General features: G+C 74.9%; 14 protein-coding genes. 6 read left to right on the top strand and 8 right to left on the bottom strand.

Annotated elements, in window-relative coordinates:
- The first annotated feature begins 43 nt into the window (after positions 1-43).
- A complete protein-coding gene (locus ABZX75_RS09020; RefSeq protein WP_355409388.1) occupies positions 44-556 on the top strand; it encodes a peroxiredoxin-like family protein in 513 nt (170 codons plus the stop codon).
- Between the two features lie 327 nt (positions 557-883).
- Here ABZX75_RS09020 and ABZX75_RS09015 read toward each other — a convergent pair whose 3' ends face one another.
- Positions 884-2,329, bottom strand: coding sequence for an FAD-dependent monooxygenase (locus ABZX75_RS09015; protein ID WP_355409386.1), 1,446 nt, complete (start codon positions 2,327-2,329; stop codon positions 884-886).
- A gap of 168 nt (positions 2,330-2,497) precedes the next feature.
- Between ABZX75_RS09015 and ABZX75_RS09010 the strand changes: the two genes are divergently transcribed.
- Positions 2,498-3,097, top strand: a complete 600-nt coding sequence (locus ABZX75_RS09010; protein ID WP_355409382.1) for a TetR family transcriptional regulator — start codon at positions 2,498-2,500, stop codon at positions 3,095-3,097.
- Positions 3,098-3,271: 174 nt separating this feature from the next.
- On the opposite strand, the gene ABZX75_RS09005 is transcribed toward ABZX75_RS09010, so the two are convergent.
- The gene (locus tag ABZX75_RS09005) at positions 3,272-5,785 is read right to left on the bottom strand and encodes a helicase C-terminal domain-containing protein (protein WP_355409380.1); all 2,514 of its coding nucleotides are present in this window, start codon (positions 5,783-5,785) and stop codon (positions 3,272-3,274) included.
- A gap of 86 nt (positions 5,786-5,871) precedes the next feature.
- On the opposite strand from ABZX75_RS09005, the gene ABZX75_RS09000 reads away from it, so the two are divergent.
- Positions 5,872-6,882: a hypothetical protein gene (locus tag ABZX75_RS09000; RefSeq protein ID WP_355409378.1), complete on the top strand. Its 1,011-nt coding sequence runs from the start codon at positions 5,872-5,874 to the stop codon at positions 6,880-6,882.
- Between the two features lie 87 nt (positions 6,883-6,969).
- Positions 6,970-7,737 carry an HAD family hydrolase gene (locus ABZX75_RS08995; protein WP_355409376.1) on the top strand — a complete coding sequence of 256 codons (768 nt, stop codon included), beginning with the start codon at positions 6,970-6,972 and terminating at the stop codon, positions 7,735-7,737.
- A 17-nt stretch (positions 7,738-7,754) separates the two neighbouring features.
- Here the strand turns inward: ABZX75_RS08995 and ABZX75_RS08990 are convergent, their stop codons facing one another.
- Positions 7,755-8,033 (bottom strand): hypothetical protein, encoded by a 279-nt coding sequence (locus ABZX75_RS08990; protein ID WP_355409374.1) that lies wholly within the window; start codon positions 8,031-8,033, stop codon positions 7,755-7,757.
- Positions 8,034-8,208: 175 nt separating this feature from the next.
- On the opposite strand from ABZX75_RS08990, the gene ABZX75_RS08985 reads away from it, so the two are divergent.
- Positions 8,209-8,592: a cold-shock protein gene (locus tag ABZX75_RS08985; protein ID WP_030012939.1), complete on the top strand. Its 384-nt coding sequence runs from the start codon at positions 8,209-8,211 to the stop codon at positions 8,590-8,592.
- A 60-nt stretch (positions 8,593-8,652) separates the two neighbouring features.
- Here ABZX75_RS08985 and ABZX75_RS08980 read toward each other — a convergent pair whose 3' ends face one another.
- The 4 genes from ABZX75_RS08980 to ABZX75_RS08965 form a co-directional block, all read right to left on the bottom strand.
- Entirely contained in the window at positions 8,653-9,531 is an 879-nt protein-coding gene (locus tag ABZX75_RS08980) for a 1,4-dihydroxy-6-naphthoate synthase (RefSeq protein ID WP_355409372.1), read from the bottom strand.
- Positions 9,518-10,264 (bottom strand): futalosine hydrolase, encoded by a 747-nt coding sequence (locus ABZX75_RS08975; RefSeq protein WP_355409370.1) that lies wholly within the window; start codon positions 10,262-10,264, stop codon positions 9,518-9,520. The genes ABZX75_RS08980 and ABZX75_RS08975 overlap by 14 nt, the downstream gene beginning before the upstream one ends.
- A gap of 13 nt (positions 10,265-10,277) precedes the next feature.
- Positions 10,278-10,766, bottom strand: coding sequence for a DUF2771 domain-containing protein (locus tag ABZX75_RS08970; protein WP_355409368.1), 489 nt, complete (start codon positions 10,764-10,766; stop codon positions 10,278-10,280).
- Between the two features lie 273 nt (positions 10,767-11,039).
- A complete protein-coding gene (locus ABZX75_RS08965) occupies positions 11,040-12,401 on the bottom strand; it encodes an MFS transporter (protein ID WP_355409366.1) in 1,362 nt (453 codons plus the stop codon).
- A 342-nt stretch (positions 12,402-12,743) separates the two neighbouring features.
- On the opposite strand from ABZX75_RS08965, the gene ABZX75_RS08960 reads away from it, so the two are divergent.
- Entirely contained in the window at positions 12,744-13,667 is a 924-nt protein-coding gene (locus ABZX75_RS08960; RefSeq protein WP_355409364.1) for a DUF3027 domain-containing protein, read from the top strand.
- Positions 13,668-13,711: 44 nt separating this feature from the next.
- Here ABZX75_RS08960 and ABZX75_RS08955 read toward each other — a convergent pair whose 3' ends face one another.
- Positions 13,712-14,716, bottom strand: coding sequence for a WD40 repeat domain-containing protein (locus ABZX75_RS08955; protein WP_355409362.1), 1,005 nt, complete (start codon positions 14,714-14,716; stop codon positions 13,712-13,714).
- Positions 14,717-14,744: the final 28 nt, after the last annotated feature.

Below are 14,744 nucleotides of genomic sequence, written 5' to 3'. Positions count from 1 at the left end.
CCCCGTGTTCGATGCCGGTTCTGTTGTCTCCGCCCGACTCCTCGTGACCGCGTCGGGAGGCGCGGCCGCCGTCCCCGATCCAGGGCGGCTGACCCACCTCCAGTTCCGGCGCTTCGCCGGCTGCCCCGTCTGCAATCTCCACCTGCGTTCGGTGGTCCGGCGCCATGCGGAGATCGAGGCCGCCGGGATACGGGAGGTCGTGGTCTTCCACTCCCCGGCCGAGGAACTGCGCCCGCACATCGGCGACCTGCCCTTCGCGGTGATCGCCGACCCCGACCGGCGGCTCTACCGCGAGTTCGGCGTCGAGTCCGCCCCGCGCGCCCTGCTGGATCCGCGCGCCTGGGGGCCGGTGCTGCGCGCGGTGGCCCGGTCGGCGGTGACCGTGGCGCGCGGCCGGGAGCGGCTGCCGGACCGGCACCCGCGCGGCGGGCGCCTCGGGCTGCCCGCCGACTTCCTGATCGCCTCCGACGGACGGGTGGTGGCGCGCAAGTACGGCGAGCACGTCTACGACCAGTGGCCGGTGGACGAGCTGCTCGCCCTGGCCGCCCGTGCGTAGCCCTACCTCTTCCGGAACTTCCACGGCGGCACCCAGCGCGGCATGTCCACCACCACCGTCCGGCCGCTCGGCCCGGCGGCGGGCGAGGAATTGCCTTCAGCTCCGCGAACCCCTTCGAGCCGCAGTGCTCCAGGAGCCACCTGACCGGCCACCGGCGATCGAAGAACGCGCGCGTGATCGCCGAGACGGCGAACCCGCACGGCCGGCGAGGCGGGCGTCGACCTCGGCGGAGCGGCCGAGGCCGTCCAGGGCCTCGCCCGGCCGTGAAGTGCGGCGCCTCTCGACCGCCTTGACCCCGCGACGCCGGGATGAACCGGCCGAGAGGGCCTAGCCCAGATACCGGGCCACCGCCTCCTCGATCCCCGCCGCGTCAGCACCCTCCGCCGCCCAGGCCACGTATCCGTCGGGCCGTACCAGGACGGTCGTCCGGCGGTCGCCCGCCCAGCGCTCCACGGTCAGCCACCCCTCACGGACACGGGGGCCTTCGTACGTCCCGGGCGTGATCACCACGAACCGGCCGCCGCGCAGCGCCTCGTAGAGCCGGCCGTCCTTCAGGGCGACGTCGGGGACGCGGGTGCCGGTGAGGCGGTGGGCGCCGCGGGGGGCGGGGTAGGCGTAGCCGATCCCGGTGATCTGACCCAGGGCCTTGCGCTGGACGGGCGGGGCCATGTCGACGAACGCGGAGACAAGGGCGCGGGCGGCACGCAGCAGCGGATTGCGCGCGCGGGCCAGCCGGACCAGTCCGCCACTGCTGCGCAGCACCGCCCTGCCGACCGGGTGGCGCTCGGCCTCGTAGCTGTCGAGGAGCCCTTCAGCCGCCCGGCCCTGGACGGCCGCGGCGAGCTTCCAGCTCAGGTTGGCGGCGTCCTGGAGGCCGGTGTTCATGCCCTGCCCGCCGGCCGGGGAGTGGATGTGCGCGGCGTCCCCGGCGAGGAAGACCCGCCCGACCCGGTAGTGCGGTGCCTGGCGCTCGTCACTGTGGAAACGGGAGAGCCAGCGGGCGTCGTGCATGCCATAGTCGGTGCCCAGGGCACGGCGGGTGGTCTCCTTGACCTCGTCGAGGTCGAGCGGGGCGTCGTCGGAGACCTCGTTGCGGCGGTTCCAGCCCATGACCCGGTACCAGCCGTCGCCGAAGGAGGCGATCATCGCGAAGGCGTCGCCGCGGCCGTTGACGGTGAGGACGCCCTCGGGCTTCTCGGCCAGCCGGACATCGGCCAGGATCAGCGACTTGATGACGGAGACACCGGGGAAGTCCAGGCCGATCGCCTCCCGCACGGCGCTCCGGTGACCGTCGGCGCCGACGACATAGGCCGCCCGGCGGGTGACGACCGCCCCGTCCGCGCCGCGCACGTCGATGTCGACCCCCTCGTCGTCCTGCCGCAGCCCCACCACCTCGCTCTCGTACGCGAACTCGACCCCAGCCTCCCGGGCCCGCCGCTCCAGGAGCCGCTCGACCTCGTACTGCGGGGTGATGAGCAGGAACGGGAAACGCGAGGGCAGCGTGCTCAGATCGAGGGAGAGGCGGCGGAAGAGCCGCAGGCCGGTGATGGTGTCCCCGGTGGTGAGGAGTTCGTCGGCGAGGCCGCGGGCGTCGAGCTGCTCCAGGGTGCGGGCGTGCACGCCGAAGGCGCGGGAGAGGTTGCTGATCTTGCGCGGCCGCTTCTCGACGAGGGTCACGGTGACGCCGGCTGTGGCGAGGTCACCGGCGAGGAGGAGGCCGGTGGGGCCGGAGCCGACGACGATCACGGTGCGATGGGTGGCGGTGCCGTTCATGGTGGCCTCCTGGTGCCAACACTTGCTTGCCATCATCTTCGCCAACGGTTGTTGGCCAACGCTCGTTGACGAAGATAGCGAGGCGCCGAGGAGGCTGTCAACAGTCGTTGGCAAACAACCGTTGACAAACGCTTGTTGACCTACGCCTGTTGGCCTACGCTTGTTGGCATGAACGGCAGCGGCAGCACCTCCACGGTTCCCGGCTCCGGCGCCCCCCGCCGCTCCGACGCCACTCGCGGCGCGATCCTCGCGGCGGCCCGCGAGCGCTTCGCGACCGACGGCTACGAGCGAGCCACCATCCGCGCCATCGCCAAGGACGCGAACATCGATCCGTCGATGGTGATGCGGTACTACCGCAACAAGGAGGGCCTCTTCGCGGCGGCCGTCGCCATCGACCTGCGGCTGCCGGACGTGAGCGGGGCGGACCGCCGGCAGGACGCGGGGCGGATCCTCGTCGAGCACTTCCTCGACATGTGGGAGAACAACGAGGTCCTCACCGCCCTGCTGCGCGTCGGCGTGACCAACCAGGCCGGGGCGGAGCGCATGCAGGGCATCCTGCGGGACCAGCTGCTGCCGGTCGCCCGGCAGGTGTGCCCCGACCCACAGCAGGTCCCGGCACGGGCGGCACTCATGGCGTCGCAGCTGCTGGGGCTGGCGCTCACGCGGTACGTGCTGCGGATGCCGCCCGCGGTGGGGCTGGCGCGGGCGGAGATCGTGGTATGGCTGGCACCGACGATCCAGCGGTACCTGACCGCGCCGAGTCCCTGAGGCTTGCCGACCACTCGTATCCGCCGGGGCCACGGGAGAGACGAGGCGTGCGGGTCGGACATGCCGTCAGGATGGGGCACACCGCACCGCCGCGGCCAGACGTTTTCCGCCGCCGCCCCCTGCACGCCGCCGCGCCGCCGCCCCCTGCACGCCGCAACGCACCGGGGCACCGCCCTAGACCTGGTCCTCCGCCAGCTCCGCGACCCCCGTGATCCGGTGCAGCGCGTACGTCCGTACCTCGTCCGCCGTGTGGTCGTAGCCGGTGACGAAGCCGCCCTCCACCCGCACCGGGGCGATGACCCGCTGGCTCGCCGCGCCCTCGGCGTTCACGTACCCGATCCACACCGCCGACCCGGTCAGCGCGGCCGCCTGCACGGTCGCCAGGGTCTCCGCCGCGCTCGTGCGCGGAAGCCCTCCCGGCGCGCTCGGCGGAGCGGACGGGGCGGGCTCCTTGCGTACGACCGTCGCCGCCATGTCCCCCGCCCGGATCGCCCGTACGGCAGCTCCCAGCAGCGTCTCGTCCGGCACCGGAGGCCCGTCCGGCACCGGTACGGGCGCCGAGCGGGGCGGGGTGCGGTGCGCGCGGGCCCGGGACACCAGGACATCGCCGGTACGGGACTCCGCGGCCGGCGCGTACCCCATCGCCCGCAACCCGTCGAGCAGCGCGCCCGGTTCGGCCTGCGCGGCCAGCACGGTCGGCGCGAGGCGGCGCAGCCCCATCCCCGCGGAGCGCTTGTCGGCCAGGATCTCGCCGAGCATCGCGTCGTCGTCGCAGCGGACGTACGAGGAGGCCGCGCCGACCCGCAGATGCCCGTGCCGCCGCGCCACGTCGTCGATGAGGTACGCCAGCGGCTGCGGGACCGGGGTGCGGCTGTGCTCCGCGAGGAAGGCGTGCAGGTCGGCGGCGGCGTGCCCGGCGTCCAGGGCCCGGCGCACCGAGCCGGGCGTGAAGCGGTACACCGTGGCCCCGCCCTTGGACTCCACGTCCGCGAGCACGGCCAGGGTGTCGCCGAGCGGCCTGCGCAGCGGCCCGGGGGCCACCGCCGTGAGGTCGGCCTGGAGCAGGACGTGGTCCACGGGCTCCGGGAGCAGCGGGGCCATCAGCGGCGCCGGGTCGCGGTGTTCGAGCAGGGCGCGGCCCGGCCCGGACAGCGCGCCCCGGCCCGTGACGCCGAGGACCTCCGCCTCGGTCATGGTCCAGTGCGCGAGGCGGGCGCGCAGGTCGCTCGTACCACGTACGGGACGCTCCCAGGCGAGCCGGTCCAGGAGGGTGTCCGGGTCGGGGGAGGCGCCTTCGGGCAGGTCGGCGAGGAGTTCCAGGATGCGGCGGCGCACCTCGGGGGCGGCGGAGCGGTCGAGGTCCGGGCCGAGCACGGAGAGCGTGCGGCCCTTGGCGTCCTGCTCGCCGGCGAGGCCGGCCGTGCGGGTGGCCGGCAGCCAGGCGGTGACGAGCACCGACCACCTTTCGGCGGGCGGCAGCTCGCACCAGTCGTCGAAGGCGGGGGTGGGCGCGTACCGCTCGTCCGCCTCGCCGTCACTGGCCACCAGGCCGGCGGCGTAGGCGAGTTCGATCCAGAACGCCGCCGAGGACTCGGTGGTGTCCAGGGTCGCCGCCGCCCGCTTCAGGTCCCGTACGGAGAGCCCGCCGGCCCGCAGCACCGCCGGACCGGCGTGCTCCCAGGACTTCACCAGGTCCTCGACGGTCGACAGCGCGGCCAGCGCCTGCCCGGCCGCGTTCGCGTCCACAAGCTGTGGACGGTGCTCGCGGTGCGCGAGCACCGGCGGAGCGACCGGCTGGGTGTCCCGGTGCGCGAGACCGCCGCGCAGGTGCAGGGCCACCTCGCGCGGCAGGACGACGGTCCGCGCCGTGGCGGGCAGCAGCAGACCCCGGTCGCGCAGCCAGCGCACCGGCGGCGTCGGGTTCGCGGTCACCTCCCCGTACGGCGGCCCCCACACGAGCCGCCCCAGCACCTGGTGCACCTCCGCCGGAGCCTCGTCCAGCAGGGCGGACATCCGGTCCGTGTCGGTGAACAGCTCGGTCAGCGCGGTCACCGCGGAGACCGCGTCGTGGGTGGCGGGCAGCCCGGCGGCCGCCACGATCTCCTGGATGCGGGTCGGCGACATCCCCGCCGTGGCCTCGGCGACCGTCGGCCCCAGGCCCGTAGGGGAGGGCCGCCCGGGCGACGGGGCGAGCAGTTCGCGGGCCGTGCGGACCAGGCGCAGCCGGTCCTCGTCGCCCCACACCAGGGCCTGGTCGCGCAGGGTCCCCAGCGCCCGGGGGAGCGCGGCGCGGGCCGCGCCGTCGCCGCCGTCCGTGCCGCGGTGGCCGGTCAGCAGCGACTCCAGCACCGGGTACGGGCACGGCTCCGGGCCCACCGCCAAGGCCTCCGCGGTCTGGAGCGTGAACCGGTCGAGGCGCTCCAGCGCCCGCACCACCGAGGCCCGGGTCCCGGCCCGGCCGGCCAGCTGGGTCATGTCGCCCGGCACCGGGCTGACGAGGTCCGGGCGCGCGTGCAGCAGGGCGGTGAGCGCCGCGTCGTCGCGGGCGCGCAGCGCCTCGGCGAGAGAACGCGGGGCGTTCCCTCCGGAGCTTCCCGCAGCGCCTCCCCCGGCGCCTCCCGCAGCAGTGCTTGCCTCAGGCACAGTCGCCTCCTGGTCGCGTCGGCCGGTCAGTCGGCCGGTCCCCATCCGGCCAACGGTATCCGCTGCGCCCACGGCCGCTCCACGGACGCACGCGCTACCTTTCCGGCAGGCGGTACGGGAGGAGCCGGGTCATGGGGATCGAAAGCGACCATCTGGTCTACGAATATCTGAGCCGCGTCGGGGACTTGGCGCAGCGGAGGCAGCTGTCCTCCGGCGACCGGATGCGGCTGGTGGCGGGGCTGCGGGACGAGATCGACCGTCGGCGCGCCAAGTACGAGCCGGAGACCCCGGCCGCCGTACGCCGGATCCTGCAGCGGATCGGCACGCCCGAGGAGGTCCTCGACACGCTCGCCACCCCGTCGGGACCGGCGTCGGAGCCCGCCCGGGCGGCCCCCGCGGACCCGGCCCCGGCGGTCCCCACCCAGCGCGGCCCGGGCCGCCCGCGGCGCAAGAGCGTGCCCCCGCCCCGCCCGGTGGCGGAGCCGGAGAACGTGCCGCCGCACCTGGCCGGGCTCGACGAACTCGGCGGCTCCGACGGGCTCGAACCCGACTGGTGGCGCGTCACCCCGGGCCCGTACGGCGCGGGCCCGCAGGTCGACGGCTTCGCGGGCGGCATCGAGTTCCCGGATTGGTTCGAGGCGGGGCCCGAGGCGGAGAAGACCGCCGAGCCGCCGGGCCCACCGCCCGGGGCGGCCAAGGAGCGCACGCAGACCCTCGTACGCTTCCTGCGCGAGCGGCGGCGCGCGAAGAAGGCGGCGCGGGCGGAGAAGGAGCCCGAACCGGCGGCCGAGGCGGCGCCCGCGCCGCGCCCCCGGCCGAACGCCTTGCTCCTGCTGGCCGCCGCCGTCCTCGTCGTCGGTGTGGTCAGCGGCTACTGGCTGCTGCTCGCCGTCGGCTGGCTCCTGCCCTACGCCTCCCGTGTGCTGCGGCCCGCCGAACGCAAGTGGGCCGTCTTCGGCCCGCCCGGCGCGGTGCTCGCGGGGGCGGCGGTGTGGGTGTGGGGCCGCATGGACGGCCGTTGGGGCGAGGAACTGGCCGACGACCAGCTGAGCGGCGCCCTGCACGGCATGTGGCCGTGGGTGATCCGGGGCGCGGGCATCGCCTCCGCGGTGTACCTGGTGTGGCGGGCACGCAGGCGCTGACCGAGGATGCCGGGGTCGGTGGTCGGGTCGCGGGTGATGCCCCGGGGCGTTCCCGGTGATCCGCCCCGCCTCGGCACAATGGCCGGTATGACGTCCGAGAGCCCCACCGCACCCACCGTGCCCGCCGCCCCCACCGTGGCCACGGCGCCCGCCGCCCCCACCGTGCCCGCCGCCCCCACCGTGGCCACGGCGCCCGCCGCCCCCACCGCGCCCACCGTGGCCACGGCGCCGGCCGCCCCGCTGCTGACCGTCGGCTTCGACCTCGACATGACCCTCATCGATTCGCGCCCGGGGATCAAGGCCGCCTACCAGGCCCTCTCGGCCGAAACGGGCACGTACATCGACGCCGACGAGGCCGTCACGCGGCTCGGTCCGCCGCTGGACGAGGAGCTCGCGTACTGGTTCGCGGAAGCCGACGTCCCGGCCATGGCGGACCGCTACCGGGAGATCTATCCCACCTACGCCATCGAGCCGACTCCCGCGATGCCCGGCGCGCGCGAGGCGATCGCGGCCGTCCAGGCCCTCGGCGGCCGCGCGATCGTCGTCACGGCCAAGCACGAGCCCAACGCCCGGCTGCACCTGAAGCACCTGGGCATCGAACCGGACGCGGTCGTCGGCTGGCTGTGGGCGGAGGCCAAGGCGGGTGCCCTGCGCGAGTACGGGGCGCAGGTCTACGTCGGCGACCACGTGGGCGACGTACGCGGGGCCCGGACGGCCGGCGCGCTGTCGGTGGTGGTGCCCACGGGCCCCTGCCCGGAGCCGGAGCTGCGGGCGGCGGGCGCGGACGTGGTGCTTGCGGACCTCACCGCGCTGCCGGAGTGGCTCGCGCGGTACGTCGCCGGGCAGGCCGCCTAGGCAGACCTAGACCGCGCTCACGCCCGTGACGCCTGGGACGCCTGGGACGCCTGTGAGGCCCGGGCCGCCCGGCGCTGCGCGGCGGCCGAGCGCAGCACGCCCGCCGCGGAGATGGCGAAGCCGACGCCCATGAGCATGCACACGGCCCACGCGTACGGCGGGAACGGGTCGGTGCCCAGGAACAGCGGAGCCATCGTGGCCACCGTGGCCAGGGCGCCGGCGATGAACACGATGCCGCCGGCCTTGACCAGGGTGTCGCCGGGCCGCGCTTCGTCGGGGAGAGGAGTAACCGTCACCCGACCAGGGTAGTTCCCTGGCTCAAGCAGCCACAGCGAAGGACCGGGGAACGTCTTGTCACCCGGCCGTCGACCATTAGCCTTGAGGTGGCGGGTCATACATGACCCGCTGCGCTGTTATCCGGAGCCGTTGCGCGGTTACCGGACCCGACGAGTACAAGGACAGAGGACGGACGTGCCTACCGGCAAGGTCAAGTGGTTCAACAGTGAGAAGGGCTTCGGCTTTCTCTCCCGTGACGACGGCGGCGACGTCTTCGTCCACTCGTCGGTGCTCCCTGCCGGGGTCGATGCGCTCAAGCCCGGCCAGCGCGTCGAGTTCGGCGTCGTCGCCGGGCAACGCGGTGACCAGGCACTTTCGGTGACGGTACTGGACCCGGCGCCGTCCGTCGCGGCGGCGCAGCGCCGTAAGCCCGACGAACTCGCCTCGATCGTGCAGGACCTCACGACCCTGCTGGAGAACATCACTCCGATGCTGGAGCGCGGCCGTTACCCCGACAAGGTGCACGGCACGAAGATCGCCGGGCTGCTGCGCGCGGTGGCCGACCAGCTCGACGTCTGAGTACCGCCCACGACCGTGCCCCGCCCCTCGCGAGAGCGGCGGGGCACGGCCGTGAGCGGACTACGGGAAGGCCAGCGCGCCGGGCGCGATGGCCGGTACCAGACCCTCGGCCGCCGCCCGGGTCAGCAGCCCGCGGACCGCCGCGTAACCGTCGTCGCCGAGGTCCGCGGTGAACTCGTTGACGTAGAGCCCGATGTGCTGGTCGGCCACGGCCGGGTCGAGCTCCTGCGCGTGGGCGCGCACGTACGGGCGCGACGCCTCCGGGTCGTCCCAGGCCATCCGGACCGACGTACGGGCGGCCTCGGCCAGCGCGTGCAGCCGGTCCGCGCCCAGGGAGCGCTTGGCGATGATCGCGCCGAGCGGGATCGGCAGGCCCGTCGTGGACTCCCAGTGCGCGCCCATGTCGGCCAGGCAGTGCAACCCGTAGTCCTGATAGGTGAACCGGGCCTCGTGGATGACCAGTCCGGCGTCCACCCGCCCGTCCCGCACGGCGGGCATGATCTCGTGGAACGGCAGCACGACCACCTTGCCGACCCCGGCCGGCAGCACGTCCGCCGCCCACAGCCGGAACAGCAGGTAGGCGGTGGAGCGTTCACTCGGCACGGCGACCGTCTTGCCGGCCAGGTCCACCCCCGGCCCGCGCGTCCCGGGGTCGTCCTTCACCAGCACCAACGGCCCGCAGCCGCGCCCCAGCGCCCCGCCGCAGGGCAGTAGCGCGTACTCCTCCAGCACCCAGGGCAGGACGGCGTACGACACCTTCAGCACGTCCAGCTCGCCCCGCTCGGCCATGCCGTTGGTGATGTCGATGTCCGCGAAGGTGACGTCGAGGGCGGGCGCGCCCGGCACGCGGCCGTGCGCCCAGGCGTCGAAGACGAAGGTGTCGTTGGGGCAGGGCGAGTAGGCGATCCGCAGCGGCTGCGCGGTCTCAGCGGTGCTCATGGCGTTCTCCCCAGTTCGCGAGTACGGGCCCCAGCGCGCGGAAGCCCTCCGTGAGGGCGGCGAACGCCTCCCCGATCCGCCAGGCCGCACGGTCCCGCGGGCCCACGGCGTTGGACACGGCGCGGACCTCCAGTACGGGCAGCCCGTACCCGGCGGCCGCCTCCGCGACCCCGAAGCCCTCCATGGCCTCGGCGCCGGCGAGCGGATGCCGGGCGGCGAGTTCGGCGGCCCGGGCGGCGGTGCCGGTGACGGTGGACACGGTCAGCACGGGCGCGAGCAGCGCCCCGGTCGCCTCGGCGGCCCGGGCGGCGAGTTCCGCGGGAGGCAGGTGCACGCTGTGCCCGAAGCCCAGCGCCCGTACGTCCAGGAACCCCTCGGGCGTCTCGGCCCCCAGGTCGGCGGCGACGATCGCGTCGGCGACCACGAGGGAGCCCGGCGGTGCGGCGGGCGCGAACCCGCCGCCGATGCCCGCGCAGACGACCAGCGAGTAGCCGCCGAGGGCGGGGGCCAGGGCCAGGGCGGTGGCGGTGCCGGCGGCGGCCGCCGCCGGTCCGACGCCCCCGACGAGCACGTCGAAGGCGATGCCGGGGAGGTCGCGGCGCAGGACGGGGTAACCACCGGGAAGGGTGCGCGGCTCGGGACCGGGAATGTCCGGATGAGGGGTCGGCCCGGTCAGGGCACTGACGACGGAGTCTGCCTCCGCCGCCACCGAGGTCACGACGAGCACGCGCACCGGTTCGGCCCGGTTACTTGAGCTTGAGGTTGAAGGTCCAGACGGAGAGCGGCTTCCCGTCCTCGCCGAGCTGGAGGAAGGCCAGCTTCTTGGAGGCGGGGGCCTCGCCCTGGCCGCCGGTCGCGAAGACGTCGGCGCCCGCGAAGCTGCGGTAGGTGTTCTCGGAGGGCTCGGTGATGGGCTGGCCGTCCAGGACCGCCTGCCACTTCTTGCCGTCCTCCACGACCTCCGGCTCGACGCCGAGGCGCAGGGTGTCGCCGCGGCCGTACTCGATGGTCTTGGAGTCCTTCAGTTCGGTGAGGCACTCCTGGACCTTGTCCATGGAGAGCGGCTGCCCGCCGTCGCGGCAGGCGGCCTCGGCGGTCACCGACGAGGTGCCGACCGTCACGGTCGCCAGGGGCGTCGGCTTGTCGCAGGCGGAAAGGAGGAGGAGGCCGGCGGACACGGCTCCGAGGGCCGCGACGCTGCGGCGGCCCCTACCCGAGGAAAGCGGTGCGGTCATGAGCCGAAGGCTATCGGGCCGGTGGGCCGCGCCGCCGCACGGGGTCCCTGCCGGGGCCTGCGGCGCGGCGTGGTGCGGTGCCGTGCCGGGCGGTGCGGTGCCGGGTGGTGCGTGCGGTGCCGGGCGGTGCGGGTCCGCCGTCGGGTGCGGCGCCGCTGCCGGGGCTCCGCCCCGGACCCCGCGCCTCAAACGCCGGCGGGGCTGGATGTGGGCGCCCTCAAACGCCGGCGGGGCTGAAGTGCCGCTGCCGGGGCTCCGCCCGTTGGGCGGGTGCTATGCCACGCGGGGGCGGGAGGGGCTCGGGTGGTGGCGGGGGGAGGAGAGGAGGCCGCGGACGGCCATCGTCGTGCCCAGGGCGACCACGGCCGCGGCGACGGACATGCCCACGACGCCGTTCAGCGGCAGGGCGATGCCGATCGCGCCGCCCAGCACCCACGCCACCTGGAGCAGCGTCTCCGAACGGGCGAACGCGGAGGTCCGTACGGTCTCCGGAACGTCCCGCTGGATCATCGCGTCCAGCGAGAGCTTCGCCAGCGCCTGGCAGAAGCCCGCCGTGCCGGCGAGCACGGCCATGAACACGCCGCTGAAGACGACCGCCGCCAGGATCGCGACGCCGAGGGTCACCGCCAGCACCGCCGCGATGATCGCCTCCGGCGCCCGTGCCCGCAGCCACGCGCCCACCGCCGTGCCGCAGGCGTTGCCGACGCCCGCCGAGACGCCCACGATGCCCAGGGACACCGCCGCGCTCTGCCCGGCCAGGGGATGCTCGCGCAGCAGGAACGCCAGGAAGAAGATCAGGAACCCGGACAGCCCGCGCATCGAGGCGTTCGCCAGCAGGCCGCACAGCACCGAGGGGCTCACCGTGCGCAGGCCGGGCCGCCGGGAGTGCGGTTCGTGCGTGGAGAGCCGGGCCCGGCGTTCGCCCTTCGCCTCGTCGACCTTGTGCGGCAGCGTGAAGGCCGCGAAGGTGCCGCAGACGAAGATCGCGCAGGCGCCGTACAGCGGCCACTCCGCGCCGATCGTGTGCAGTCCGGCCGCCACCGGCGCCGCCGCGCCCGTGGCGAGCAGTCCGGCCAGCGTGACCCGGGAGTTCGCCTTGACGAGTGAGAAGCTCGGCGGCAGGAGCCGGGGCACGACCGCGCTGCGGACCACCCCGTACGCCTTGGACGCGACCAGGACGCCCAGCGCGGCGGGATAGAGCTCCAGTCCGCCCGTCGCCACGGCGCCCGACATCGTCACCGCCAGCAGGGCCCGGGCCAGCATGGCGGCCGCCATCGCGGCCCGCCGCCCGTGCGGCAGCCGGTCCAGCAGCGGTCCGATGACGGGGGCCAGCAGGGTGAAGGGGGCCATGGTGATGGCCAGGTACAGGGCCACCCGGCCGCGTGCCTCGTCCGTGGGTACGGAGAAGAACACCGTCGAGGCCAGCGCCACCGTGATCATCACATCGCCGGCGCCGTTGATGGCGTGCAGTTCGATCAGCTTGCCGAGGCCCGACTCCCCGGCCCCGTGCGCGTGCGTGGCGCGCCGGATCCCGCGCGCCGTACCGGTGATGGGCAGGTGCAGGGCACGCCCCAGGGCTCGGCCGGCCCGCCTGGCCGGTCCCGAGCCGCCGGCGGACGACCGTACGGGTGCCACCTGGTCATAGTGCCCCACGCGGCCCGTCGGGACCCCTACCGGCGCGTCGGGGGCGCCGGGAGCCGTCGCGTTGTCCGCGAATCGGACCTTGCATGTGGGCCCAAGGCTTCGGAGGAGGTAGCGTGCGTAGCGCGCCACCGGCGGTTGCTCCTGGCCGCGCGCCTCTTCGCGATCCCGCAGAATGGATCCAGTGAGGTGCGCCCGGAGTCCGGTCGGGTGCGGACGTCGACGCGGCCCTCTGGTCCGCTCCGCCCGCGCCACGTACGGACAGCACCGACGGGTCGTTGTGGACGACAGTACGGACGGCGCACACGTGAGACGGCGTAGGAGAGAACGAGACCAGTGAGTGCTGCGACGACGCGAAGCCGTACCCCGCGTACCCCCGACCGCCTGTGCGCCGAGGCGGTAGAACTCGCCCGTTCGGCGGCCGAGGAGGCCGCCTTCCCCGGCGTGGTGGGCGCCCACCTCTCGGCCGTGGCGGAGGGCGACCGGGTCGTCACCCACTTCTTCGAGTGCAAGGAACCGGGCTACCGGGGCTGGCGCTGGGCCGTCACCGTGACCCGCGCCTCCCGCGCGAAGAACGTCACCCTCGACGAAACGGTGCTCCTCCCCGGCGACGACGCCCTTCTGGCCCCCGAGTGGGTGCCGTGGAGCGAACGGCTGCGCCCCGGCGACATGGGCCCCGGCGACCTGCTGCCCACCGACGCCGAGGACCTGCGCCTGGAGCCCGGCTGGTCGGGCGAGGACGCCCCGCCGCCGAACTCGGTCGTCTCCCCCGAAATGGCCGAACTGGTCGAGGCGGAGGACGCCGACGTCACCGACCGCGCGGTCGTCCCCGTACGCGGCTCCATCACCTCCGTCGCCGAGGAACTCGGAATGCGGCGCGCCCGGGTCCTGTCGCGGTACGGACTGCACACCGCGGCCGACCGCTGGGACGAGGCGTTCGGCGCGAAGACCCCGATGGCGCAGGCCGCGCCCGCCCCGTGCGTGTCCTGCGGCTTCCTCGTCGCGATCGGCGGCTCGCTCGGCCAGGCCTTCGGCGTCTGCGCGAACGAGTTCAGCCCGGCGGACGGCCACATGGTGTCCCTGTCGTACGGCTGCGGCGGCCACTCGGAGGCCGCGGTCATGCCGGCGCCACCGCGTCCGGCGCCGCCGGTGCTCGACTCGATGGCCTCGGACGACTTCCCCCTGCGGCCCGCCCCGGCCCCGGACAGCGGCTCCGTCCCGCTCTCGGACCTCCCGGCCGAGGACCTCGGCCACAGCTAGTGCTGTGACCGGGACTGACCGGGCGCGCCGCCGCTGCCGGGGGCTCAGTCGTTCCCGCGGCGGCGGAACAGCCGCTTCGCGCCGAAGACCAGCGCCATGCCCCCGGCCAGGACCAGCGCACCCTTCGTGAAGCTGCCGTCCTCCTCCTCCTGCTGCGGCGGCGAGCCCGGCTTCGCGGAGGCCCCGGGGGCGGCGGGGCCGCCGGGCCCGGTGGAGGCCGGGGCCACCGGGACCGCGACGACCCGGCTGCCCGCCCCCTCCGCGCCGAACATCAGCGCCGAGCCGTCCGCCGTGTACGTCACGGACTCCGCCTGCCCCTGCCACGGCGCGTCCACCCGCTCGCCCTCCCCCTCCGGGCGCCCGTCCTTCCAGGCGTAGGTCTTCGCGAAGAAGTACCCGCGCAGGGCCAGGCGTCCGCCGTCCGGCGAGAACGCCCCGTCCGTCACCCACGGCAGGTCCGCGATCCGCCGGAAGACGTTCGGCCCGCCCGCCGACAGCTGCGCCGGGCCCTCGTACAGCCCGCCCTTGTCCTCGCTCTTGCTCGCGATGTACACCCGGCCGGTCACCGGATGCACCATCAGCGCCTCCGCGTTCCGGGGCCCGTCCGCGTACCGCACCGTGAACTGCGTGGCCTTGACGGTGACATCGCCGAGCTCCTTGGGCTCCTGGAACCGGTAGATCCACACGTGGTCCCAGGTTCCGTCCTTGTTGTCGCCGATGTCGCCGACGTACAGCTGCCCGTCCGGGCCCAGCGAGACGGCCTCGACGTCGCGCGGCCTTCCGATCCCGGTGAGCGTCACCCGGGCCACGGTCTTCCCGGTCGCCGAGTCCACCGCGTAGATGTACGGCCCGTCGTCGCTGTCGTTGTGCGTCCAGTACACGCCCGGGTGGATCCGGCTCGCCGTCAGCCCGCTCGACTCCTTGATGCGCGGATCGGCGATGGTGAAGGAGGAGACCCCGGGGGCCTCGGCCGCGAAGGCCGCACCCGGCGGCAGGGCGAGCGCGGCGACGACGGCGGCGGCGAGGACGGTCGGCGGGAGCAGGCGCATCCCCCCAGCCTGCCAGGCCGCCGCGCGT

It is taken from the genome of Streptomyces sp. NPDC003038, assembly GCF_040611115.1.
Taxonomy (GTDB): domain Bacteria; phylum Actinomycetota; class Actinomycetes; order Streptomycetales; family Streptomycetaceae; genus Streptomyces.
Note: the sequence above shows the minus strand (reverse complement) of the source record. Positions and strands in the feature narration are given on the sequence as shown.

Excerpts from the sequence above, each read along its gene's own strand:
- ABZX75_RS09010 (WP_355409382.1), top strand. The coding sequence starts at position 2,498 with ATGAACGGCAGCGGCAGCACCTCCACGGTTCCCGGCTCCGGCGCCCCC.
- ABZX75_RS08980 (WP_355409372.1), bottom strand. The coding sequence starts at position 9,531 with ATGAGCACCGCTGAGACCGCGCAGCCGCTGCGGATCGCCTACTCGCCC.
- ABZX75_RS08995 (WP_355409376.1), top strand. The coding sequence starts at position 6,970 with ATGACGTCCGAGAGCCCCACCGCACCCACCGTGCCCGCCGCCCCCACC.
- ABZX75_RS08955 (WP_355409362.1), bottom strand. The coding sequence starts at position 14,716 with ATGCGCCTGCTCCCGCCGACCGTCCTCGCCGCCGCCGTCGTCGCCGCG.
- ABZX75_RS09000 (WP_355409378.1), top strand. The coding sequence starts at position 5,872 with ATGGGGATCGAAAGCGACCATCTGGTCTACGAATATCTGAGCCGCGTC.
- ABZX75_RS08970 (WP_355409368.1), bottom strand. The coding sequence starts at position 10,766 with ATGACCGCACCGCTTTCCTCGGGTAGGGGCCGCCGCAGCGTCGCGGCC.
- ABZX75_RS09015 (WP_355409386.1), bottom strand. The coding sequence starts at position 2,329 with ATGAACGGCACCGCCACCCATCGCACCGTGATCGTCGTCGGCTCCGGC.
- ABZX75_RS09005 (WP_355409380.1), bottom strand. The coding sequence starts at position 5,785 with ATGGGGACCGGCCGACTGACCGGCCGACGCGACCAGGAGGCGACTGTG.